Below are 22,803 nucleotides of genomic sequence, written 5' to 3' on the forward strand. Positions count from 1 at the left end.
GTAAAAGAGGGCAAGATAGAGATGTCACTCTCAAAACAAGCCCACGATGTTACCATCATCGTCGATGTCAATTTGATGGGCTGCCGGATGTGCGCCCAAGCCCGGCATGGTCACGGTTGTGCCGGCGATAGGTAAAATGAATCCGGCACCGGCGCTAATCCGTACCTCACGAATAGGAAAAATGAAACCGGCTGGCGCCCCGTGCAATTTAGGATCGTGGCTGAGACTGAGATGGGTCTTCGCCATACAGATGGGTAAGTTACCAAACCCGGCCTCCGTAAAGGTTGCCAGTTGCGTAGTAGCCGTCGCACTTAGTTCGATGCCGGCTGCACCGTAGATGCGGCGAGCGATCATTTCAATCTTCTCGGCTAATGGCATCTCGAGCGGGTAGAGGAATTTCGGTTCGCGTGGGCCAGGTCGTTCGGCGACATGAGCCACTAGTTTGGCCAATTCGATGCCTCCCGCTCCACCTGCAACGTAAACGTTGCTCACGGCCATGCCGGCAGCACCGGCTGCGGTAGCAATCTGGGCGACGGCTTCGATCTCTGTCACAGTGTCTTCGGGATAGGTATTAAGCGCGACAACGACCGGCACACCGAATTGGGTGATGTTGGCAATTTGTCGGCGGAGGTTATCACCACCGGTGAAGACATCGTCGGGATTTTCGTGGAGTAGCGCTGCCGGCAGTGGTTTACCGGCGACGATCTCATACTTGCCGCTGTGCGCTTTGAGCGCGCGAACGGTGGCTACAATGACCGCAGCGTCGGGCCAGAGACCACCGGCTCGGCATTTGAGGTTGAAGAATTTTTCTGCTCCGATGTCGGCGCCGAAACCGGCCTCGGTGATGGTATACTCGGTGCAACGGAGCGCCGCGAGATCGGCCAGAATGGAAGAGTTGCCCTGTGCGATGTTGGCAAAGGGGCCGGTGTGGATCAAGGCCGGTGTGTTTTCGATGGTCTGCATCAGGTTGGGCTTAAGCGCCTCGCGCATCAGCACCGTTGCCGCACCTGCCCCGCGTACATCCTCGGCTGTTACCGGTGTACCGTCGCGGCGAAAGGCCACTACCATCCGGCCGATACGGGCGCGCAGATCGCGGAGTGCCGCTTTTGCGCCTGCGCCACTGACCATCGCGAGGATCGCCATGAGTTCACTGGCGACGCTAATGTCGAAGCCGGTCTGGCGCGGAAAACCGTTTTGCTTGCCGCCTAGCCCGATCATGACCTGTCGCAAAAAGCGATCGTTGACATCGACAACACGCCGAATCTCGATCCGATCGGGATCGATATCGAGAGGGTTGCCGTGATACCAACTGTTGTCGGTCAGGGCCGCCAACTGATTGTGTGCTTGCGAGACGGCGTGAATATCACCGTTGAGATGCAGTATGCTTTCGGCTAAGGGGACGATTTGACTATAGCCACCACCCGCCCCACCGCCTTTAATGCCAAACACCGGTCCTAGTGATGATTGACGTAACGTAACGACGGCGCGTTTACCGATCCGGTTGAGAGCCATCGCCAACCCGATGGCAGTGGTTGTTTTACCTTCACCAAGCGGGGTCGGCGTTATGGCGCTAACCAGAACGTAGCGACCATGTGAACGATTGGGGTGATCGTCGAGAAACGTAAGATCAATCTTGCCGCGGTAGCGACCATACGGTTCGAGATACTCGGCGGGCAGACCGAGTCGTTCGGCGATGACACTGATCGGTTCGAGGTAGGCTTCGGCGGCGATTTGCAGACTGGTTTTCATCCTAATTTATTCCTCGTCGTAACCACAGAAACGGAGCGCAGTGAGGGCAAAGATGCGGGTTGCAGTGAGCAGATCATCAATCGCAACCGATTCGTTCGGACGATGAGCATCACGTACATCACCCGGTCCATACAAGACGGTAGGAATACCAGCGATACTGCTGAGGAGCCGCATATCGGCACCGTAGGGCATTCCTTCGAAGACCGCCTGTGTACCACGCACGGTTTGGTCGCACGTGGCGAGCATCTGCACAATTGGGGCATCGAGCGGCGTGCTGGCCGGGTCAAATCGACCGCCCCACCATTCCAACTGCGGAGGATGATCGCGGAGCCATGGATCATTGGTCGCCGCCGCCATGATCGTTTGTACAAGCTCGGCGCGAGCCATATCCGGGTCTTCGCCAACACCGATCCCGTAACGGCCTTCGGCAATGAGTTGTTCGGCTTCGGACGAAGCCCACTCGCCGGCCCGCACAATAACGAGCAAACAAACCACTTGGATCGTTCATGCGCAACCGTTCATTGCGGGTACGCTCGAGGTCTAATATCGCTTGGTGAAGCGGAATAAATTTATCGATAGCACTAACACCTTCTTCACGCACGCAGCCGTGGGCAGCAGCACCGGAGACGGTCAGGCGAAAATTGTGTGCGCCGGCTTGGGCCGGTGCAATTTTGAGTTCGGTTGGTTCGGCGACAATTGCGGCATCAGCGGTATGGCCGCGTAGAATCGTCGCGAGTGTCCCTAATCCACCATCTTCTTCACCGATCACGCTCTGAATAAGCAACCGACCACGCAGGCGTACTCCGGCAGCGGCGATGGCACGTGCGGCAAAGATGGCGCAGCACAAGCCACCTTTCATATCTAGCGCGCCTCGCCCATATACCCGACCATCAATAACGGTCGCTTGCCACGGATCGCTGCGCCAGTACTGTGGGTCACCTGCCGGTACGACATCGACATGGCCGTTGAGGATCAAGCTCCGCCCACCCCGATCGGCGCCAAGGATACCGACCACGCCAAGCCCACGCTCACGTGGTACTTCCCAGCTACAGACAGGGTGAGCGTACAACGCCGGCAGATCGATCTCCCAACGATCAACGGTCATGCCTTGAGCAGCCAATAGGTCGGCAACGACCTCTTGTGCTTCGTTCTCGGCGGCAGTGCCGTCAAGGCTAGGGATGCTGACCAGTCGCGCCAGCGTCTCTACCAAGCCAGCCTCGTCGATGGCAGTGAGCACTCGTTGCTCGGTATGATTGAGGTGTTGCATATTCGTTGTCTATTCTCCCCACGTTAATCGCAAGACACGTAACCAGTTCTCATAAGCTAGCTTTCGGATCTCGGCAGAGGTAAAGCCGGCATCGGCTAGGGCCTGCAACAGACGAGGCAAGCCACGTACATCACCGATCTCCTTCGGCATCAGCGCGCCATCGAAATCGGAGCCGAAACCAACGTGATCGATGCCCAACCGTTCGACAAGATAGTTGATCTGCTGCACCATAACGCTGAGTGGCATCCTCGCATCACGCTTACCATCGGGGCGCAGAAAGGTGACGCCGAAATTCAACCCGACCATCCCACCCGAATCACGGATCGCGTCAAGCTGTCGGTCGGTCAGATTACGGCTGCTCGGGCAGATGGCGTGTGCATTGGAATGGGTGGCTACCAACGGTGCGTCGCTCAAACGGGCCACATCCCAAAAACCGGCCTCGTTAAGGTGCGAGAGATCGATCATGATACGCAGCCGGTTGCACGCCTTCACCAATGCCTTGCCGGCTTCGGTGAGGCCAGGGCCGATGTCAGGTGAGGCAGGGAAGGCAAACGGTACGCCATATCCAAAGATATTGGGACGACTCCAGACCGGGCCGAGCGAACGCAGGCCGGCCTGATAGAGCACTTCAAGCTCGTCGAGGTTGGGGCTGATGGCTTCCGCGCCTTCGATGTGGAAGATTGCAGCAATGATGTTGTTGGCGAGGCAATCGGCAATGTCGCCGGCAGTACGACAGACGCGCAGCGCCCCTTGGGATTCGGCTTCAATCCGAAACAGACAAGCTGCCATCGCGAGGGTCGTGCGTAGGGCGTAGGTCTGATCGAGGGCGGGTGGAAGGGGCAAATGATACGGTGGTTCGGGTATTTGCTCGACCGTTGGTGAAGAAGTCGGAGGTGGGACGTAAACCGCAAAGAAGCCACCGCCGAAACCTCCAATCCGGGCGCGGGGGAGATCGAGATGTCCATGCGAACTAGGGTGAAAGAAATCGCGTTCTTTACCTGGTTGTGGCCGATAGAGGTCGAGAATAACGTCATTGTGACCGTCAAAGATGAGGGGCCAAGCAGCGGTTGTCATACAAGTTTCCTTGGTTGTGTTCAGTCCTGCCTCTGCTCTATGGTGAGTGTGAGATGTTCGGTTCGAGAGTCGTGGCTCTATCGTGGTGAGCTGCATTGCGACGTGATTGCCTTCGGATTGGGCTACGTCCTCACCGGCAGAGAGACCGGTTCGCTAACCGTGATCTACTCCGTCAGCAATGCGCGGATCTGATCGGCAGCACGCCAACCACTTTCAATCGCCAGGTGGACCCTTCCCTGCCCGACAACCATGTCGCCGGCAATGACGAGTCGATCGATATTGGTCAGTGGGGTGGCTGTATCGGGAAGGGCGTAGCGCCAACGTTGCAGGTTAATCCACAACGGTTCGCCGAGATCACCGACGAGATGCCGGATGGTAGTGAGCACCTCACTGACGGGAGATGGAAGTGGTTCGGTCGGCATGAGCGTGCCCTTCTGCACAGCATCCCAGTGCATTGTCGCCCAGGTATCGCTCATTTGGGCGATCAAGACACCGCAATCGGCGGGGACTCGGCCCGGTTTGTCGTGTTCACAGGCCAACCAACTGATCGAGTGTTGGCGATCAGCATTGACCAGTGCATACCACGGTACTGCCGGGCGGCGGGGATAGGCCACGGTGATACTAATCGAACGCCGATACCGAACGGTCTGTAGACTTGCGCAGAGGGTAGCGACCTGCGGCGGTAGATCGCCGGCGGCAAGGATTGCGACCGTTTGAGGTGCAGGGGCAGTCAGTAAGACCGCCGCGAAGCAGCCAAGATCACGGCCATCAGTAGCCGTCAGTCGGTAGTCATCGTCGCAGACATCAATGCGAGCAACAGTCGTCTCCAACTGTACGGTCAAACCATCGGCAAGGTGTTTCGCCAAGCGCGTAATCCCACTTGGCCACGTCCATTTTTCCTCATCGGCGTGCGATAGGTCACCGGGCGTAATCTGATCGGTCGAAGTTAATACCCACACCGGGCGATCGATTGTCACCGCGTCGCCGGTTGCAACGATCAAGTCGCGGAGTGGTTGGGTAGGCGTTTTCACGTACTGCGCGCCGTGATCAAAACATATATCGCCGATACGGCGGGTGGCAGCACGCCCACCTACACCCCGACTCTTCTCGAACACAACTGGCGTAAAGCCGGCAGTAGCCAATGCATGGGCGGCTGCCAATCCGGCCACGCCGGCGCCGACAATCGCAACAGACTTCATCGTCAAACTTACTCCTCCAATAAGGCTTGCAGATCGTCCATGTCATCCCCGGTGTAGGGACCAACCACTGCCAACCATTGTTGGTTGGTGGATAGTAAACGATGTGCGGCGCGTTGGAGATCGTCGAGGGTCAAAGCATCGATCTCGGCGATAATCTGTTCAACCGATGGCACGGTGTGGTAGCGGAGCAGGCTGGTTGCGTTTCGTGAGGCGATAGCCCAGGTATCCTCAAGTGAGAGTAATAAACTACCCTTAAGCTGCTCCTTTACGGTTGTGAGTTCTTGATCGGTGGGACCGTGCTCAACCACATCGCGGATGATTGCTCGCGTCATTGCGACAGCATCACGTAACGCATCAGGTTCGACCCCGGCATAGATGACCCACATACCGGTATCGGCAAACTCGTTGTGATAGGAACCGATATTGTAGCTCAGACCGTGCTCTTCACGAAGCGTCTGAAACAAGCGTGAGGACATCCCACCACCGAGGAGTGCATCAAGGGCCTGCACTGCCCGCCGATCGGGATCGTGATAGGATACACCGGGGAGACCGAGGCAGAAGTTCCCCTGTTCGATATCACGTGGCAAAAGATTGAGACGGTGTTCGATGGGTAAGGAAGGCGCAGGGAGGGCTGTTGGGCGCTGACCAACCGGCAAATCGGCAAATGCTTGCTCGATAGCCGGGATCGTCTGTTCGGCACTGATATTACCGGCAACTGAGATCACTAGCGTACCGGCATGATAACCTTGGGCAAAAAACTGCAACAGCTCGTGGCGGGCAATCGCGCTAACGGTATCGATCCGTCCGGCAATATCGCGACCGAACGGGTGATCGCCCCACATCGTCTGTTGCAACAACGTATGCACGAGTTCGGTAGGGTTGTCTTGAATCCCACGGATCTCCTCGATGATGACCCGTCGTTCTTTTTCCAGTTCATGAGCTTCAAACAGCGGTCGTTGCACCATTTCGCTCAACACGTGCAATGCACGGTTGAAGTGAATGGTGGCAACCTTCGCATAAAATGCCGTAGTCTCATAGCCGGTAGAGGCGTTCAAATAACCACCCACACCTTCAATTGCCAGCGAGATCGCGTGGGCAGTCGGGTAGGCACCGGTACCTTTAAACAGCATATGTTCGATAAAATGAGCCGCACCGGCAATCTCGGCTGTTTCATAGCGCGCACCGATGTCGATGAAACAGCCAATCGCTATTGAGTGCGTGTGTGGTAGCTCCTCGACTAAAATGCGAATGCCGTTACGAGTTGTGTGCAGGTATGGCATGGAACGTTGATCACCTTTTCCAAAACACGATTACGACTCGCGTCGCCAAAATTCAAGCCGCGACGCCGGCTGGCCTTGTGAAGACGGTACCTCCATTCGTTCGATCAGATAGCTGCGTTCGCCATCGGGTAGCCGCTGTCGCAGTCGTAATTGCTGGCGACCGGGACGGGCCTCAGGCACCAATTCGATCGTAGTCGGCGCAACCCGCTCGATCATACGCAAGAGGTACGCATACGTCTTGCCAACCAGATCTCGAGGATGACGACTGACGATTTGGTTCGCGAAGACCGTATTGACAGCAGTCAGGCGCTCACTTTCATCGAGAAAGACCACGCCTTCCGGTAAGCTGTCAAACACCATGCGTAGCACGTCACGAGAACGCTGCAATTGATCGGTACGCTCGGTAACCAGTTCTTCGAGGAGTTGCGCCTGTTCGCGTAGCCGTTGCACCAATTGCAGGGTTGCACAGACCGTTGCGGTCTGGCGGGCAAACAATTCGAGTAGGTTCCAATCGAGACCACCGGGTGATGGACGCTGAGCGGTAAACCCAAGAGCCAGGCTACCAATTGTCGTACCATCGTGGGTCAACGGTAAGGCAAGACAAGTTACGTCATCACCCAGCGCAACTGTCACAACATGTTGACTCTCGGCAGCAAGCTGAGCGGCGCCACCGATAGCAGTTATCGGGACATCGACGGCAAGGTGAGCCGGTTCAATCCAAGCGAGCTGTGCTTGTGGCGCCGGACGCAAAAACAGCAAACCCCATCGCGCAGCGAACGTTTCGATAGCGATGGTATAACATCGTGCAGCAACGTCACCAACAGTATGGCCAGCAATAGCCAACTGACTGAGGTTGAGCAAGTTGAGAAATCGGTGTTGGCGGAGACGATACTGCTGTGATAGCTGTACAGCACCGAGTGCTACGCTCAATTGCGCAGCAATACTTTCGATCAAGATTAGTTCGTTACTGCTAAACGCATTCGTCGCCAGACGATAGACGATCAAGACACCGGTAGTAGCTGTAGGTTGTCGGATTGGTGTGGCAATCAGACTGCCGCCGGTTTGTAATTCGCGGAGCTGGAAGCGACGCACGTCGTTGGCTAAATCAAAGAGGACAATGCTGCTCCCTTGACGCAACGCCCAACCGGCACTCCCATGATCGATCAGTTCGGCTGCGCGCTCAGGTGGCAACAGACGTGGCGCACCGAGAGCCACGGTCAAGGCATGGGATGGTTGCCGATTGGGACCGATCAGCACGACCGTTGCTTCATCGGCAGGCAAGTCAACGGTCACCGCCTGCAATGTCTGCTGGATCAACGCCATTGGTTCGAGATCGTCACGAAACTCGATACCGAGACGGGCAAGCAGCGCGGTCTGCCGGATGAGTTCACCGGCCAATGCGTGAGCAGCGAGCGGTGGACCGACGGGATGCAACTGTCGGCGCAATTGTGCATTGGCAGCGCGTAATTCGCGAACCTGTTCTACCAGTTCAGCAACGGTCAGAGCGGCAAGGTCTTCTGTATCGGGCATAGTCGTTTCCGGTAACGATGGTGCGTTCGGCAATTAAGTATACCACGATAGGCGTTGGGAGAACATAGTGCAACGAAACAGGCGCGGGCATGCCACTCGCGCCTGCCATTCGGGTATCGGCTATCTAGCGATAGACTACACGATCCTCATGACCTCAACCCCATTTTGGGCCATATGGTGCAAAAACAGGACGTGATGCAGATCGCCATCGTGCGCATAGATACCCAACTCGCGTGCGACCGCGACCGGTGTGTCGAAGGTATCAACGGCATTAGCTGCAACGATCACACGCCGCTTGAGATTAAGCGCATTCGCCTCTAGGCGTAAATGCATTGCCGCCGTGTATACGCAGAGATCGGTGCAATCACCAACCAGTATGAAGGTATCGATCTGTGGATGCTCAGACAGCCATGCGCCGAACCGTGTGCCGATGTGTGAACTAAGCGAGTTCTTCTCGATTACGGTAATCTGATCGGCAAATGGTAACTCGGCAAGCTCACGGATCGTCTGACTCTCGGCGGTGCCGGCAACGCAATGCGGTGGGTATGAGGCAAACTCCGGTGTTGCCGGATCGTGGGTGTCTTGCGTAAGCACAAAAGCACGTACTCCAAGAGCATAGGCGCGGTTGAAGAGCTGCACAACCGGCTCGACCAGCGCACCGACTCGTGGCCCGGCTAACGGTCCCTCTTTACAGAAACCGTTGATCATATCAATCGAACAAAGAGCCACCCGTTCAGGGGTATCGCCGACAATGGTTGCTAACTCAACTTGCGGCAGATTGCGATACCACTGCTCCAGATAGTGCAGGAATGGTACACTGCGCGTTGCCAGATCGTGAATTGCAGGCATCATCGGCCTCCTTTCTGTAGTGTAAAACTGACACTATTTTATCACGCTCTTCCAGGTGAGTCAAGGGGTAATGGATCGGATATGGATCAACCGGAGTTCACCGATTCATCTATCAGATTTTGCATGTTCTTAACCTATTCTATCGATGTTTCAAGTATAATGACACAAATATTGTCCATATCTCATGGATAGCGAGAGGTCAGCGGTTGTATCAGGGCAGCTAAGGAGGATTGATCAATGGTTCGTGAACGATATATTCGCCAGATCAGCGCCCTCCGTGAAGATCTGTTGCGAATGTTTAGTATGGTGGAGCAGCAACTGTTACGTGCAATTCGCTGTCTTGAGTCGTGGGATACTATCGCCGCAGCTCAGATCATACACGACGATCAGCAGATCGATGAGGCCTGGCGGGCATTAGAAGAGAGTGTTATTCACGTATTGGCGACCCAACAGCCGGTCGTGGCGTCTGATTTACGATTGACGAGTGTCGTAACGGCAATTGCCGGTGAGCTAGAACGGATCGGAGATTACGCCAACAGTATTGCCAAGCGAGTACGCCGTGCCTCGCGCCGGTCATCATTTATCGCCCCACCGCCCCAGATTCATGAGATGGCCCAACTGGTCTTGCACATGGTTAATACCAGTCTAGAAGCCTTTCTCCACCAAGATGTCGAGTTGGCCCGTTCCCTGACCGATCACGATGAGCGGGTTGATGAACTCGAAGATACGCTGCGTGCCTTGATTATTAGCGAAGCCCGCCAGGATCCCGACCGCTTTGAGGCAGCAGTTGATCTGCTCGATATGGTGCATGCCCTTGAGCGAACTGCCGACCGTGCAACGAATATCGGCGAGCGGGTGATCTATTTGGCGACGAGCAACCAGACAACACTCAATTAATGTGCAGCACGTTTCGTTGCACGGTAGCGAGATTTTTCGTGTATTATTGCTTATGAAAGTGAGAGCGCCGGTGCTGTTGTGCATTGCCACCGGCGCTTGTCTGTGATGGTAACCATATCGTGATCTAAACGAGGTAGCCGTGACGCGACCAACCTACTTGCAAGCATTGGCTGAACGGGTGTTAGTCTACGATGGTGCGATGGGCACCTCCATCGACACCTTCGATCTTACCGCCGAGGATTACGGGGGTGAGGCAACGTTTGGTTGCCGTGATTATCTAGTGATCACGCGGCCCGATGTCATTGAGTTGATTCATACCTCGTTCCTTGAAGCCGGCTGCGACGTTATCGAGACGTGTACGTTTCAGAGCACACGCCTCCGGTTGGCCGAATGGGGTCTCGGTGATCGTACCATCGAGATTAACCGTGCCGCTGCTGCGCTAGCCCGTCGTGTTGCCGACCGGTTCGAGGCTCGTGATGGCCGTTCCCGCTATGTCGCCGGGTCAATCGGCCCAACCGGTAAGCTACCATCGTCAGACGATCCAGAACTGAGTAATATCACCTTTGCCGAGTTGTCGGATATCTTCCGCGAGCAGGCGATTGGCTTGATTGAGGGTGGAGTTGATCTACTGCTGGTGGAGACGAGTGTCGATATTCTTGAAGTCAAAGCTGCGCTCGATGGTATCCGACGGGCAAAGATCGATCTGAACCGACCGGATATTGCGGTGCAAGCACAAGTCTTTCTCGATCTGTCGGGCCGTATGCTGCTCGGAACCGATGTGCCGGCTATGATCGCGACCCTTGAGGCGATGCCGGTCGATGTGATCGGCCTGAACTGCGGTACCGGCCCGGAACATATGCGTGCTGCTATCCAGTATCTGACCGCTCATTCGCGTAAACCGATTTCATGCATTCCCAACGCCGGTTTGCCGCTTGAGGTCGAGGGGCGTACCGTCTATCCAATGGAACCGGAACCATTCGCGGAGGTGCTGGCCGAATTTGTCCGCGATTACGGTGTAGCGGTGGTCGGCGGCTGCTGCGGTACTCGTCCGGCGCATATTGCTCGCTTGCGCCAATTGCTCGGCAATGATCCAACTCCGAAAGTGCGGCTGGTCGAGTATATTCCGAGTGTTAGTTCGGGGATCCGTGCCACGGCATTGCGCCAAGATGCTACGCTCACCATGATCGGCGAGCGGCTGAATACGCTCGGTTCACGAAAAGTGAAACGACTGCTGCTGCGTGATGACTACGACGGTGCGTTAGAAGTGGCCCGCGAACAGGTCGAAAGTGGTGCGCACATGCTCGATGTTTGCGTGGCAATGACCGAACGCAGCGATGAGCGTGAGCAAATGACCCGCTTGATCAAGAAACTGACGCTGAATATCGAGTTGCCGCTGGTGATCGATACCACTGAGGCTGACGTTCTCGAGGCGGCACTGTCGATCTATCCCGGTCGGGCATTGATCAATTCGGTCTCGCTTGAGGGCGGACGTGGCGCGAAGATCGATAAGGTGTTGCCGTTGGCGGCGCGCTACGGTGCCGCTGTGATCGCGATGACAATCGACGAGGAGGGCATGGCGCACACTGCCGAGCGAAAAGTGGCCATTGCCGAGCGGATTGCTCAGATTGCCCGCGATGAGTATGGATTGCCCGCCGAAGCGCTGGTGTTCGATGTGCTGACCTTCCCGATTACGACCGGTCAGGAAGAGTTGCGTTATTCGGCTATCGAGACTCTCAAAGGTATCCGTTTGGTCAAGCAACGTGTCCCCGGTTGTTTCACGACGCTTGGGGTGAGCAACCTCAGCTTCGGTGTTGCTCCGCATGCCCGCGCCGCGCTTAACTCGGTGTTTCTCTACCACGCGGTAGCAGCCGGCCTCGATACGGCCATTATCAATCCGGCTCATATTACCCCCTATGCCGAGATCGATCCGATGCAGCGCGAGTTGTGTGAAGATCTGATCTTTGCCCGTCGTGACGATGCTTTGGCGCGTTTCATCGCCTATTTTGAGCAGCATACCGCAAGTAGTGATAACGAGCGTGAAGATCCCACTGCCGGCATGACGGTCGATCAGCGGCTACACTGGAAGATTCTGCACCGCAAGAAAGAAGGTATTGAGGACGATATTGATCAGGCGGTTGATGAGCGATTGCAGGCCATTGGACTGCGCCTAAGCGATCCGGCAGCAGCAGTGCGCGATGATCAAGGGGCATCACCCCAAGGCCGCGCGGCAGTTGCGGTACTGAACAACGTCTTACTACCGGCGATGAAGGAGGTTGGCGATCTCTTCGGCGCCGGTCAACTCATTCTCCCGTTTGTGTTGCAAAGTGCTGAAGCGATGAAGAAGGCGGTTGCCCGCCTCGAACGGTACCTCGACCGGGTAGAAGGAACCAGTAAAGCCAAAGTCGTGTTGGCGACGGTGTACGGCGATGTCCACGACATCGGCAAGAATCTGGTTAACACGATTCTCTCCAACAACGGCTATACGGTCTACGATCTCGGCAAACAGGTGCCGATCAATACGATTATCGAGAAGGCGCTAGAGGTGCAGGCCGACGCGATCGGTCTCTCGGCGTTGCTGGTCAGTACGAGCAAACAGATGCCCCTCTGTGTGCAAGAGTTGCATCGTCGTGGATTGCGGATTCCGGTGTTGGTTGGTGGGGCTGCGATCAATCGTCAGTATGGTCAGCGCATCACTTTTGTCGATGATGAAGAACCGTATCCCGCCGGTGTCTTTTATTGCAAAGACGCCTTCGAGGGACTTGAGACAATGGATCGGCTGAGTAATCCGGCAACTCGTGATCAATTTATCGAGCAGACCATCCGTGAGGCGGCGAATGTGCTGCACCGGCGAATGACCGGGCGGGTGGCGTTGGCCGATCTGGGTGAGGCGGCGAGTGCGACGGCTGCCGGAGTACGTTCGGCGGTGCGTACCGATGTACCGGTGCCCGTACCTCCGTTTTGGGGGTGGCGAGCGACGAGCCGAATCCGGCTGCGCGATGTGGTCGAATGTCTTGACCGCAATAGCCTTTACCGTTTGCAATGGGGTGCTAAAAATGCCAAGGGTGAAGAGTGGGAACGATTGCGGGCAGAGTTCGATCAAAAGGTGCGCGAATTGATCGCTGAAGCCGAGCGTGATGGTTGGTTGCAGCCGAAGGTGATCTACGGCTACTTCCCGGTGCAGAGTGATGGTCTTGAACTGATCGTCTATGATCCGGCCAATCGCTCACGTGAATTGACCCGTTTTGTCTTTCCCCGTCAACCGGCCCGTGAACGGCTCTGCATTAGCGATTATTTCCGCAGTGTCGATAGCGGTGAGTATGATGTCGCCGCCTTCCAAATTGTTACGATGGGGAGCGCAGTTGACGAATTAGTTGATACGTTACAGCAGCGTGGTGATTATAGTCGCAGCTACTATATCCACGGGCTTGGCGTCAGTCTCGCCGAGGCGCTAGCCGAATATACGAACCGTATCATCCGACAAGGTCTAGGTCTCGATGAGCGACGCGGTAAGCGCTATTCGTGGGGCTACCCGGCCTGCCCCGATCTCTCCGAACATGCTAAGCTGTGGCACATCCTTCCCGGTGAAGAGATCGGTGTGACGTTGACTGAGGCGTTCCAGTTGGTGCCCGAACAAAGCACGGCGGCGATTGTGGTGCATCATCCCGAAGCAAAATATTTCAGCATCGGCAGCGCCGTCGAACGCGCCGAGACCGACGTTCAGAACCGGTAACGGTTGTTGTGGTGACACACGTTCGTGTGTCCCCGGCCCAATGTTCCCTATCCTGAGCACTGCAAAGCTCTGCCGTGGCTTTCATGACTTCTGTATCAGTCTATGCTTTGGTCTCCATTGATGCGAGTTCCTCTGCGCATACACTCCCCCACACAGATATATGACAATTTTTTAATTCCCAACTAGTACCTTTCGCTCCTAGTCCTACCTACACAGATAGCCAAAAAGTCATGTAGACCGATAATCCGTCGTTTGACTACTGTCAAGATGACGAAGCTGTCATCGAAGCACGGTCAAACGAGGTTACTGTATGAATAATTTGTTATTTTCGGTGCGCTGGCTGATCGTGATCGGTATCGTACTTGTCTGCACAGCAACCCCCGTTCGCGCTGCCGGTGTGGTCGGGAACGGCACGCCGGCAAGCTGCACCGAAACCGCTCTCCGCGCCGCTGTTGCCGGTGGTGGGCGCGTAACGTTCAATTGTGGCTCGCAACCGGTGACAATTACCCTTTCCGGTCAATTGGAATTGCGCCAAGATACCGAACTTGACGGTGGTGGTCCCCAGCAAGGTGGGCGGGTAGCCCTGAGTGGTAATGGTCGTACACGCCTGATTTGGATTTATGATGCTACGCTCACGATTCGCAACTTGACCTTGATCAACGGTCGTAGTGTGGAAGGCGGTGCTATCCGTGCGACCGGTCTGAATACGCGAGTGTTTATCTACAACAGCATCTTCCGTAATAACGATAGTACTGCCGGCAAGGATGAAGAAGGTGGTGGCGCGATTTCAATGCATTTTGGTCAGCTCCATATCGAAGATAGCGTATTCGAGAACAATCGCGGTATTAACGGCGGTGCTATTTACAATCTGCGTTGCCCGATCACCGTTCTCCGTTCGATCTTCCGCAATAACGATAGCTCTTATGGTGGCGTTATCGCCAATTTCGGTTTTGGCGGTGCGATCTATAACGATGGCGCCGGCCCGGCGGGGACGGGTGGTCAGATCGTAATCCGCGATAGCATGTTTATCGGGAATAAAGCACGTAATTTCGGTGGAGCCGTCTACTCGTATCTCTACTACCCCGACCGTTCTGAAATCGAGCGTAGTTTCTTTGCGGATAATATCGTCTATCTCAACAGCAATAATCGCGCGAGCGGTGGTGCGCTGATGCATCACAACGGCCCACTGACGCTGCGCGATTCTACCTTCGTAGCCAACCGCTCAGAAGATGTTGGTGGTGCCATCGTTGTTGCCCAGACGACGTTTGTGTCGGGTTGGAATCGTTCGAACCTGACCAATCTTACCGTGGTTGGCAATCGGGCTGCTGCGGCTACTGCCAATCGCGGGAATGGCGGTGGTCTCTATTTCAACGGTGGGCAGGCAACCGTCACGAATGTTACAGTTGCCTACAATTATGCCGACCGGCTTGGTGGTGGTATATACAATACCTCAACCAACGCAGCAGACGTTGAACTACGCAATACGATCATCGCCGGAAATCTCCTCGGTAGTACGCACGATTCGGTACAGTGTTTTGGGAGCTTGCGCGGCAGTCACAATCTGCAAAGTCCGGTGGGGCATGCCTGCGTTAGTGGGATTGCGCAGGCCGATCCTCGTCTGGAGAATGCCATTGGTTATCACGGTGGAATATTGCCGACTCTTGCCCTACAAGCCGATAGTCCGGCGATCAACGCCGGTGTCGATTGTCCTCTGCTCGATCAGCGGGGAGCGGCGCGGGTTGGTGCATGCGATCTCGGTGCCTTCGAGTATGGTGGCGCAGCACCGGCTGCGCAGCTCGATCCGCCGGTTTTGGTGAGTGTGACGGCTGTGAATGGTGGCCCACTGGTGCAACTGACGTTCCATCCGGTCGCCGGTGCCGGACGCTACGAGCTTGAAGTTCAACGTGATGGGAGTTCGTCGTGGATGCAGTTGTTGAACAATAACGCTGTAGTTCTCGATGTCGGTCAGTATGTCTTACGATTACGTGCCTGTAATGACATAATCTGTGGTGCTTTTGGGAACGAATTGAGCGTAGTTGTGACCCGAGCGCCGCTGAAATCATTCGTCCCGTTCATTGGACGATAGCGTTTGCAGATCGCTAAATTCGACCACCCGATTGCGCCCACTACGTTTTGCCGCGTAGAGGGCCGCATCGGCACGTTGAAGGAGAATGTGTGGCTCGATCTCATCATTTTCGCAGGTGAAATAACCGATTGAGATGGTGACCGGACGTAAAGGTGCGCCGGCAAAGATAATTTGTCGCTGCTGCACGACTTCACGGAGGTGTTGCAAACGTGTCTGTGCGGTTGCCCGATTGACGCCCGGTAGGATTAATACAAACTCCTCGCCACCAAAACGACAGGCTAGATCACTCTGACGCAAGTGTTCGCGAAAGATGACTGCTAGTTCGCGCAAGAGGGTATCGCCCGCATCGTGTCCATACTGGTCGTTAAACTGCTTGAAATGATCGATATCGATTATAGCAACCGTTAACGGAATTTGTTCGCGTTGGGCGCGATGCAATTCACGGGATAGACTCGTCTCCAGATAGCGCCGATTGTAGAGTCCGGTGAGCGGATCGATAATTGCTTGTTCACGTAGCGTAGCGCGCAAGGCAAGATTCGAGAGGGCCAATTTGATGGTGTCACCGGTCATTACGATGAGTTCACTCCGTGGCAGTTCCTCACCGGCAATGTACAGTAAGCCGAAAATATCGCCCTGCACCACGAGAGGAACACAGCACGTACACCTATGTTTGTTAGATGCAATGTGTGCACAACGGATGCTTTCGTGCGGGCAGGTGCGGTGAATCAGACCGCGCCGTAAGGCCCAGCACTGATCGATAGTCATCGTTGCCGGTGCGTCGTTCATTTCACCCCACTGCGCCAGCAATGTCAAATTGGCCGTACCTGCTTGCCGTACCATCACGTATCCGTATTGGCGCGGAAACAGACGTTGTAACCCGAAGGCGATTACATCGGCTGCTTCAGCGAAGGTATGGCAAACTTGCAGGAGATCGTGTAATTCGTTGACCAGCAAGATTTCGGCGGCCTGGCGCCGTGCATCGATAATCGCTTGTTCGAGCCGCTGATTAGCTTTCATAAGTAATTGCTCGAAGTGTCGTCGCTCGCTAATATCACGGTTGACCGCGACGACCCCGGTTGGGGTGCCGTTTTCATCCCGGCTCAACACAACGACGGAATGGATCGGAACGATCTGTCCATCACGTCGTTGCTGCTCGACTTCACCTTCCCAGTATCCAGTTTGGTGTAAGACCAGTGCAGCTTCTTCCATTGTCGTGTTGGTGTACTGGGTTTTGAGAAACGAGCCTAACGGTTTCCCGATAACTTCGTTGGCTGACCAACCGTAAATACGTTCAGCCCCACGATTCCAACTGGTGATATTGTAGTTTAAATCGGTGGCAATCACCGCGTCGGCGATCTGATCAAGGAGCGTGGCTTGTTGACGGATTCGATGCTCGAGCTGGTGTTGGACGGTGATGTCGCGCCAGCTTGCGACAAACCCGTCGTTGAATTTGCCGGCATGAACTTCAAACGTTCGCGTCTTGCCATTCCTATCGAAGAAGGTCGTGATCCGCTGCACCGATTCTCCCGTTTTCAGCAGTTGTTGCAGATCGGTAAAGGTACCATCTTCGTGATAGTGGGGACATAGATCGAGGAGCCGTTGACCAATGAGTTCATGCCGGTGATAACCGGTAATGTGGCAGAAAGCGCTGTTTACCGCCACAATTTGAAAATCAATAAGCTGCCCAGAGCGATTGCGAAGCGCGGTGTAGATGCTAAATGGGTCGGGCATAGCCTCAATTGCGAGGTTGAGGGTGGTGTCTTGCACGGTACAAACCAAAACACCTTTACCCACGCGTTTGATCGTGACCGGCTGAAAGTAGTACGTTATGCCATCAATGGTAAAGATACGGTGTTCGCCTTGCACGGCATGTTCATACTGTTGTTGCCAATGGACTCGACACTTGGGCAATGAATCATCTGGCAACATGTAATCGCCGGCTTCTGGTGTTGCCGGCATACACGTTGGTCTGGTATGTTGGTAGGCAGTATTTGCAACGACGAGTCGGTACTGTTCATCAACAATCCAAACTGCGATTGGTAAACAATTGAGGATGGTGGCCGCAACAAGTGGATCAATGTCTAGCCATGGAGGCTTTGGTTGATCTGACGGAATGTGTGATGCAGCCATCGCATTTCTCCCCATTATCTTTAATCTTATATCATAATCTATTCCTATCTGATTGGACAAAAAGATTCCTTGACCTGATACGGAGAATCCACAAGCGGGTCATTGCAGTGAATTGAGGCGAGATATTGGTGATAGCTAATCGAAGACAACATGCGATTCGATCTGGTCCTCAATATGACTCACACGCCACGTGGTCGGTTTGCGTAACCAGTTGTGTAGCACGCCACCGAGAATGAACGCTTCGATGGCACTGCTGGCAACAGTCGCTACCGGAACGGCCAAGACGCCGATCAGCGGCCAGCACACGGTCGCTACCAGAATCCGACTAACCAACTGTACCGTGTTCGCCAGCAGCGGTGTGCGCGCATCACCGAGAGCGACCAGTGCGCGACCTGTAATCTCAACCATGACGTACAACGGCAGACCGAGGACGAAAATCAACAGAATTGCAAACGTCAGATCGCCGGCGGCCTGGTCGAATGCACCACGCTCGAACAAGAGGGTAATCAGCCATCGTCCGCCGAGTGCCAGTGCTAAGCTACTCAAGGTTGCCAACCCGATAGCCACACCGGTAGCCATCATCCAGCGCTGTCTAAACAGGTGGCGGTTGCGGGCAATCGCCGCGACAGCGAGATGCGGAAACGCGGCTTGACCAATAGCGGTACCACATAGACGTTGGGGAAGGTATCCGAGTAAAAGGGCGTTGTGCATTGCGCCTAAACCGGCAGCCTGCGCGCCAAGGCTAGCAATTGCCGTATCAACTACATTGTTGCCGTAGTTGATGGTACCCGATATAGCGCCGGGAATGGCCAATTGCAGCGTGCCTTGCACCAACGGATCGCGCCATTGCCGATTCGGACGAAGTTGCAGGCGATGATGCATGAGACCCGGTATGAGGATGAGAAGCTGAATCACCGAATCGCCTAACGAACCGATGGCAACGGTTATGATCGTCGCTTGGGGGAGTAACAAGCTGACAATGATCAGCATATTGCGCAGCGCAATCCCCAAAGCCGGTAAGAAAAATTGTCCACGCGCGATCAGAACTGTACTCAATACACCATTCGTGATTTGAAACACTATCTCAGTAGCTAAGATGCGGGTGAGGAGCGTCGCCAGTTCTTGCGTAGCCTGATCGAGGCCAGGTGCGATGATCCAGCGCAAGAGCCATGGTGCGGCTATGACGAGTACAAGAGTTAGCGAAAGAGCAACAACGAGCATGAGACTCAACACGCGACTGATGAGCAGTGATACCGCAGGATGCCCTTGACGCGCTGCCAGGAGAACATAGGGAATCAGTGCATTGGTTAATGCGCCACCGGCAATAAGTGTATTCAACGTCTCTGATAGGCGAAACGCGGCATAGAGTGCTGCCGCCTCTTCCCCAATCCCAAACCGTGCATTGAACAGTATTTGCCGCACGACGCCCATTGCCGCTGAGATGATGAACGCTCCCATAAACAGAACCGACCCTTCTCCGGTGGAAAGTGAAAGGGTTGGCCACAGGCGTGGTGGGTATTGGAGGAGACGAATAAATGTCATGGGTGTGCTTGGTTGGGTGATTGCCGAGGTGTTTCGTGACAGGTAACGTATCCTGTTCAGCTCACGATTGCCCAGAATGTCGGCAACATCATCTGCTTATCATCGGTCACCGAATCGATTATAATGCAAAAACGGTAGTGACGTACACCGCAGTTCGTTCATCGCCACTACTCTGCGCACTATCATTAGGTCTCGCTACAGATATATGCTACCGACACCACGCTTACTATTCCTTGTCTTACTCGCTGCCCCTCTTATCGCTGGTACCGCATTTGCGCCATGGCTGAGCTGGGCAGCGCTTATCTACTTGATCCTCGTTGGCGGGGTGGTGGTGAGCGATATTCTCCTCTCACCTGATCCCAAGGATATCGAAGTCGAACGCTTGTGTGAGAAGCGTCTATCACTTGGAACAGCCAACCTCGTCACAATCCTCATTACCAATGTTTCAGCGCGTGTGTTACGGTTTGATCTGCGTGATGAATATCCGGTAGCGATTCCGGTCGATACTGACCGGCTCAGCGGTGTTGTCGAACCGTTTGGTCTGTGTGAGGTTCGTTACCACTTACATCCACAACGGCGTGGTGATTATCAATTTGGCGACATCGTCATGCGCTACGACGGTGTGCTTGGGTGCCACCGTCGCCAGGTACGCTTTGCCGCAGCTCGTACCGTACCGGTGTATCCAAATCTGCTCGCAGCACGTAAATACGATCGCCTTATCCGCCGTGGTCAGTTGTGTACTATCGGGCTACGTTCGATCCGCCAACTCGGTAAGGGGGGCGAGTTTGAGCATCTGCGTGAATATACGCCAGACGATGAATACCGCCGGATCAATTGGAAGGCGACGGCTCGGCGCGGAAAACCAATTGTTGCCGAAATCGAAGCGGAACGGAGTCAGCAGATTATCTGTGTGATCGACGCCGGACGGTTGATGGCAACGCCGGTGGCCGATCCAATCCAACCCGACGATCCTGGTCTTACCCGGCTCGATTACGTCGTCAGTACGGCATTAATGCTGAGTTATGTCGTAATCGGTAAAGGCGAGCAAGCCGGTATGCTCACCTTTGCCGGTACCGTCGAGAACTTTATCCCACCACGCAAGGGAAAGGTCCAATTCCAACGCTTGCTTGAGGCGTTGTACAATGTACAGGTCCAGCCGGTTGAAGCCGATATTGCTGCGGCCTTGGCCTATCTCGATCAGCGGCAGTCACGGCGCGCACTGATCGTTATCTTTACCGAACAACCGTTGATCGGTCTTCTCCAACGGCTCGCGCGCCATCACTTGCCGCTCTGTGTGACAATTAGCGATCCGCATATCGTTAATGTTGCCGGTCGTCCGGTTACTGATAGCCATGGGTTGTTTCGCTGTTTGGTCGCCGAACAGTTGACCAATGAACGCCGGGCTCTGCTCGACCAGATTCAACGCAGTGGTGCGCTAACACTCGATGTGCCCACAACTTCCTTGACGGTAGCAATGGTAAACACCTATTTGCGCTTGAAAGAAGAGGCTCGGTTGTAGCAATTTATGCCACACGCGCTGTTAACCTTCCTCATTATTATTATAGGAACCGGTTTACATTGGTTGTCTCCGGTCCAAGCTCGTCCCGTTCGCACCGTTGAAATTGGGCGTTCTACAGAGGGCCGTCCGATAGAAGCGGTGATCTTCGGTGATGGGCCACGCAAACTGGTGGTTATCGGGGCTACCCATGGTGGCCCTGAAGCGAATACCTACCAATTGGCTCTTGCCTTGATCGAATACTTCCGGGCCAATCCTACCGCGGTACCGGCCGATGTGCGGCTCGTCATTATCCCGGTCATTAATCCAGACGGTTTGGCCCGTGGATGGCGCTTTGATGCTGCCGGTGTCGATCTCAACCGCAATATGGATACCAGCCTCGATGCTTGTCCCGACAATGATTGGCAGCAACAAGTGCAAGGCGCGCGTGGCATTATCTCCGATACTGGTGGCCCTTATCCAGACTCACAAATCGAGAGTCGTTTGTTGCGCGCCTTCTTACTCGATGCTGCCGGCGCAATTTTTCTTCATTCCAATGCCGGTGTCGTCTTTCCGGCCAGTTGTGAACACCAGCCCTCCATTGCGATGGCCCAAACGTATGCTGCGGCTGCCGGCTACGAATATACCCGGTTTTGGGATCGCTACAGGATTACCGGTGGAATGCACGATTGGGCTGCCGCCTTAGGTATTGCCGCCATTACACCCGAACTGGTGACCGGTAACCAGCCTGAAGTGGCCGAGAATCTAGCCGGATTGCAGGCAGTACTGGCGAATGCCGATGAACTATTACCCTTGCCTACGCCAGGGGTGCTCAACGACATCGAGGTGCCGGCTGTTATATATCGCTTTTGGCGCGCACTCGGTGGCGAGACACGGTTTGGCCTCCCATTAGCGCCGGCGGAAGTTATACCCGGTGGGATGCGTCAAGCATTTACACGTGCGGTGATCGAAATCGATGAGGCGCAACGTGATACGACTGCTTACGTCCGTATGGCATCACTCGGCACAGAAGCTGCCACGGCCCGTGCGTATGGTGGCGAAACGGCAATGGGAATGCCGGAGAGTTGGCCGTCTGGCCCTTTCGCTGTCTACTGGCAGCGCGGTGGGGCGCAGATGGTCTTCGGTCTGCCGCTTAGTGTTACTTTCACCACCCAGTTAGCCAATGGCAGTCGGCGTACTGCACAATATTTCGAGCGCGCCGTATTGCTGCTCGATCCTACCGATGGTCATATCGAACTGGCTCCGTTAGGTAGTTGGGACATAGCACGTCGCCAACTGACTATGCCGCTCACCCCACATACCATTCGCTGATCTTACGAGAAGGGCATAATGTGGCATCTTTCGGTCTATGTATTGCTCCCCACCAACGTCACCCGTCCGCATGCCGGGCAAGTACGCTCCTCACTTGTCGTAGCCGGACCGCCGGGCAGTCGTACACCACACGGACATACATAACCGACCAATCGGGCCGGATTGCCCATCACCAGCCCGTAATCAGGCACGTTGCGCGTCACTACCGAACCAGCGGCTACCATTGCAAAGCGGCCAACCGTTACCCCGCACACAATTGTCGCATTCGCACCGATGCTCGCACCATAGCGCACCAACGTTGGTGTCACCGTCCAATCGTCAATTCCTTTCAGCGTACCGTCGGGATTAATAGCACGTGGCGTTTTATCATTCGTAAAGCAGACGTGTGGCCCGACAAAGACACCATCTTCAATCGTCACCCCACGAAACACCGACACGTTACTCTGAATTTTCACTCGATTACCGACGCTTACCCCGGCATCAAAATAACACCCTTTACCGATGATCGACTCACTACCGATACTCACATCTTCACGAATTTGCGTCCAATGCCAAATGCGCGTGTGTTCACCGATCCGTGCGCGTGGATCAACCGTGGCAGTAGAGTGGATGATGGCCTGATTCATAATGTGCTCCTTGCATG

16 protein-coding genes are annotated in these 22,803 nt (G+C 55.0%); 5 read left to right on the plus strand and 11 right to left on the minus strand.

The window, feature by feature from the left end:
* Nucleotides 1-30: 30 nt before the first annotated feature.
* The 8 genes from ACP5OT_RS02095 to ACP5OT_RS02130 all read right to left on the minus strand — a co-directional run bounded on the left by ACP5OT_RS02095 (nucleotide 31) and on the right by ACP5OT_RS02130 (nucleotide 8,948).
* On the minus strand, nucleotides 31-1,749 hold the full coding sequence (locus ACP5OT_RS02095) for a formate--tetrahydrofolate ligase (RefSeq protein WP_428131187.1): 1,719 nt from the start codon (nucleotides 1,747-1,749) through the stop codon (nucleotides 31-33).
* Between the two features lie 6 nt (nucleotides 1,750-1,755).
* A complete protein-coding gene (locus ACP5OT_RS02100; protein WP_428131189.1) occupies nucleotides 1,756-2,136 on the minus strand; it encodes a M20/M25/M40 family metallo-hydrolase in 381 nt (126 codons plus the stop codon).
* The gene (locus tag ACP5OT_RS02105) at nucleotides 2,087-3,016 is read right to left on the minus strand and encodes a M20/M25/M40 family metallo-hydrolase (protein WP_428131191.1); all 930 of its coding nucleotides are present in this window, start codon (nucleotides 3,014-3,016) and stop codon (nucleotides 2,087-2,089) included. The genes ACP5OT_RS02100 and ACP5OT_RS02105 overlap by 50 nt, the downstream gene beginning before the upstream one ends.
* A gap of 9 nt (nucleotides 3,017-3,025) precedes the next feature.
* The gene (locus tag ACP5OT_RS02110) at nucleotides 3,026-4,090 is read right to left on the minus strand and encodes a dipeptidase (protein WP_424674685.1); all 1,065 of its coding nucleotides are present in this window, start codon (nucleotides 4,088-4,090) and stop codon (nucleotides 3,026-3,028) included.
* Nucleotides 4,091-4,254: 164 nt separating this feature from the next.
* On the minus strand, nucleotides 4,255-5,289 hold the full coding sequence (locus ACP5OT_RS02115) for an NAD(P)/FAD-dependent oxidoreductase (protein WP_428111380.1): 1,035 nt from the start codon (nucleotides 5,287-5,289) through the stop codon (nucleotides 4,255-4,257).
* 8 nt (nucleotides 5,290-5,297) lie between these two features.
* Nucleotides 5,298-6,569, minus strand: coding sequence for a M16 family metallopeptidase (locus tag ACP5OT_RS02120; protein ID WP_424674686.1), 1,272 nt, complete (start codon nucleotides 6,567-6,569; stop codon nucleotides 5,298-5,300).
* Nucleotides 6,570-6,599: 30 nt separating this feature from the next.
* On the minus strand, nucleotides 6,600-8,099 hold the full coding sequence (locus ACP5OT_RS02125) for a GAF domain-containing protein (RefSeq protein ID WP_428131193.1): 1,500 nt from the start codon (nucleotides 8,097-8,099) through the stop codon (nucleotides 6,600-6,602).
* Nucleotides 8,100-8,234: 135 nt separating this feature from the next.
* The gene (locus ACP5OT_RS02130) at nucleotides 8,235-8,948 is read right to left on the minus strand and encodes a cysteine hydrolase family protein (protein ID WP_428111341.1); all 714 of its coding nucleotides are present in this window, start codon (nucleotides 8,946-8,948) and stop codon (nucleotides 8,235-8,237) included.
* Between the two features lie 237 nt (nucleotides 8,949-9,185).
* On the opposite strand from ACP5OT_RS02130, the gene phoU reads away from it, so the two are divergent.
* The 3 genes from phoU (at nucleotide 9,186) to ACP5OT_RS02145 (ending at nucleotide 15,661) form a co-directional block, all read left to right on the plus strand.
* Nucleotides 9,186-9,845 (plus strand): phosphate signaling complex protein PhoU, encoded by a 660-nt coding sequence (gene phoU, locus ACP5OT_RS02135; RefSeq protein WP_424674689.1) that lies wholly within the window; start codon nucleotides 9,186-9,188, stop codon nucleotides 9,843-9,845.
* A gap of 139 nt (nucleotides 9,846-9,984) precedes the next feature.
* On the plus strand, nucleotides 9,985-13,575 hold the full coding sequence (gene metH, locus ACP5OT_RS02140; protein WP_424674690.1) for a methionine synthase: 3,591 nt from the start codon (nucleotides 9,985-9,987) through the stop codon (nucleotides 13,573-13,575).
* 310 nt (nucleotides 13,576-13,885) lie between these two features.
* Complete coding sequence (locus ACP5OT_RS02145; RefSeq protein WP_424674691.1) at nucleotides 13,886-15,661, plus strand: choice-of-anchor Q domain-containing protein; 1,776 nt, start codon at nucleotides 13,886-13,888, stop codon at nucleotides 15,659-15,661.
* On the opposite strand, the gene ACP5OT_RS02150 is transcribed toward ACP5OT_RS02145, so the two are convergent.
* Nucleotides 15,635-17,791 (minus strand): sensor domain-containing diguanylate cyclase, encoded by a 2,157-nt coding sequence (locus tag ACP5OT_RS02150; RefSeq protein ID WP_428111346.1) that lies wholly within the window; start codon nucleotides 17,789-17,791, stop codon nucleotides 15,635-15,637. The two genes, ACP5OT_RS02145 and ACP5OT_RS02150, sit on opposite strands and share 27 nt — an antisense overlap.
* A gap of 135 nt (nucleotides 17,792-17,926) precedes the next feature.
* Nucleotides 17,927-19,333: a murein biosynthesis integral membrane protein MurJ gene (gene murJ, locus ACP5OT_RS02155; protein WP_424674694.1), complete on the minus strand. Its 1,407-nt coding sequence runs from the start codon at nucleotides 19,331-19,333 to the stop codon at nucleotides 17,927-17,929.
* A gap of 205 nt (nucleotides 19,334-19,538) precedes the next feature.
* Here murJ and ACP5OT_RS02160 point away from each other — a divergent pair, with 205 nt between their 5' ends.
* A complete protein-coding gene (locus tag ACP5OT_RS02160) occupies nucleotides 19,539-20,852 on the plus strand; it encodes a DUF58 domain-containing protein (protein WP_428131196.1) in 1,314 nt (437 codons plus the stop codon).
* A gap of 6 nt (nucleotides 20,853-20,858) precedes the next feature.
* The gene (locus ACP5OT_RS02165) at nucleotides 20,859-22,160 is read left to right on the plus strand and encodes a M14 family metallopeptidase (RefSeq protein ID WP_424674696.1); all 1,302 of its coding nucleotides are present in this window, start codon (nucleotides 20,859-20,861) and stop codon (nucleotides 22,158-22,160) included.
* Between the two features lie 35 nt (nucleotides 22,161-22,195).
* On the opposite strand, the gene ACP5OT_RS02170 is transcribed toward ACP5OT_RS02165, so the two are convergent.
* Nucleotides 22,196-22,786 (minus strand): acyltransferase, encoded by a 591-nt coding sequence (locus ACP5OT_RS02170; RefSeq protein WP_424674697.1) that lies wholly within the window; start codon nucleotides 22,784-22,786, stop codon nucleotides 22,196-22,198.
* Nucleotides 22,787-22,803: the final 17 nt, after the last annotated feature.

It is taken from the genome of Chloroflexus sp. (assembly GCF_049970315.1).
Lineage (GTDB): Bacteria > Chloroflexota > Chloroflexia > Chloroflexales > Chloroflexaceae > Chloroflexus.

Bases quoted from the DNA above. Each gene is read 5' to 3' on its own strand.
- ACP5OT_RS02095 (WP_428131187.1), bottom strand. From the start codon at position 1,749: ATGAAAACCAGTCTGCAAATCGCCGCCGAAGCCTACCTCGAACCGATC.
- ACP5OT_RS02100 (WP_428131189.1), bottom strand. From the start codon at position 2,136: ATGGCTCGCGCCGAGCTTGTACAAACGATCATGGCGGCGGCGACCAAT.
- ACP5OT_RS02105 (WP_428131191.1), bottom strand. From the start codon at position 3,016: ATGCAACACCTCAATCATACCGAGCAACGAGTGCTCACTGCCATCGAC.
- ACP5OT_RS02110 (WP_424674685.1), bottom strand. From the start codon at position 4,090: ATGACAACCGCTGCTTGGCCCCTCATCTTTGACGGTCACAATGACGTT.
- ACP5OT_RS02115 (WP_428111380.1), bottom strand. From the start codon at position 5,289: ATGAAGTCTGTTGCGATTGTCGGCGCCGGCGTGGCCGGATTGGCAGCC.
- ACP5OT_RS02120 (WP_424674686.1), bottom strand. From the start codon at position 6,569: ATGCCATACCTGCACACAACTCGTAACGGCATTCGCATTTTAGTCGAG.
- ACP5OT_RS02125 (WP_428131193.1), bottom strand. From the start codon at position 8,099: ATGCCCGATACAGAAGACCTTGCCGCTCTGACCGTTGCTGAACTGGTA.
- ACP5OT_RS02130 (WP_428111341.1), bottom strand. From the start codon at position 8,948: ATGCCTGCAATTCACGATCTGGCAACGCGCAGTGTACCATTCCTGCAC.
- phoU (WP_424674689.1), top strand. From the start codon at position 9,186: ATGGTTCGTGAACGATATATTCGCCAGATCAGCGCCCTCCGTGAAGAT.
- ACP5OT_RS02145 (WP_424674691.1), top strand. From the start codon at position 13,886: ATGAATAATTTGTTATTTTCGGTGCGCTGGCTGATCGTGATCGGTATC.
- ACP5OT_RS02150 (WP_428111346.1), bottom strand. From the start codon at position 17,791: ATGGCTGCATCACACATTCCGTCAGATCAACCAAAGCCTCCATGGCTA.
- murJ (WP_424674694.1), bottom strand. From the start codon at position 19,333: ATGACATTTATTCGTCTCCTCCAATACCCACCACGCCTGTGGCCAACC.
- ACP5OT_RS02160 (WP_428131196.1), top strand. From the start codon at position 19,539: ATGCTACCGACACCACGCTTACTATTCCTTGTCTTACTCGCTGCCCCT.
- ACP5OT_RS02165 (WP_424674696.1), top strand. From the start codon at position 20,859: ATGCCACACGCGCTGTTAACCTTCCTCATTATTATTATAGGAACCGGT.
- ACP5OT_RS02170 (WP_424674697.1), bottom strand. From the start codon at position 22,786: ATGAATCAGGCCATCATCCACTCTACTGCCACGGTTGATCCACGCGCA.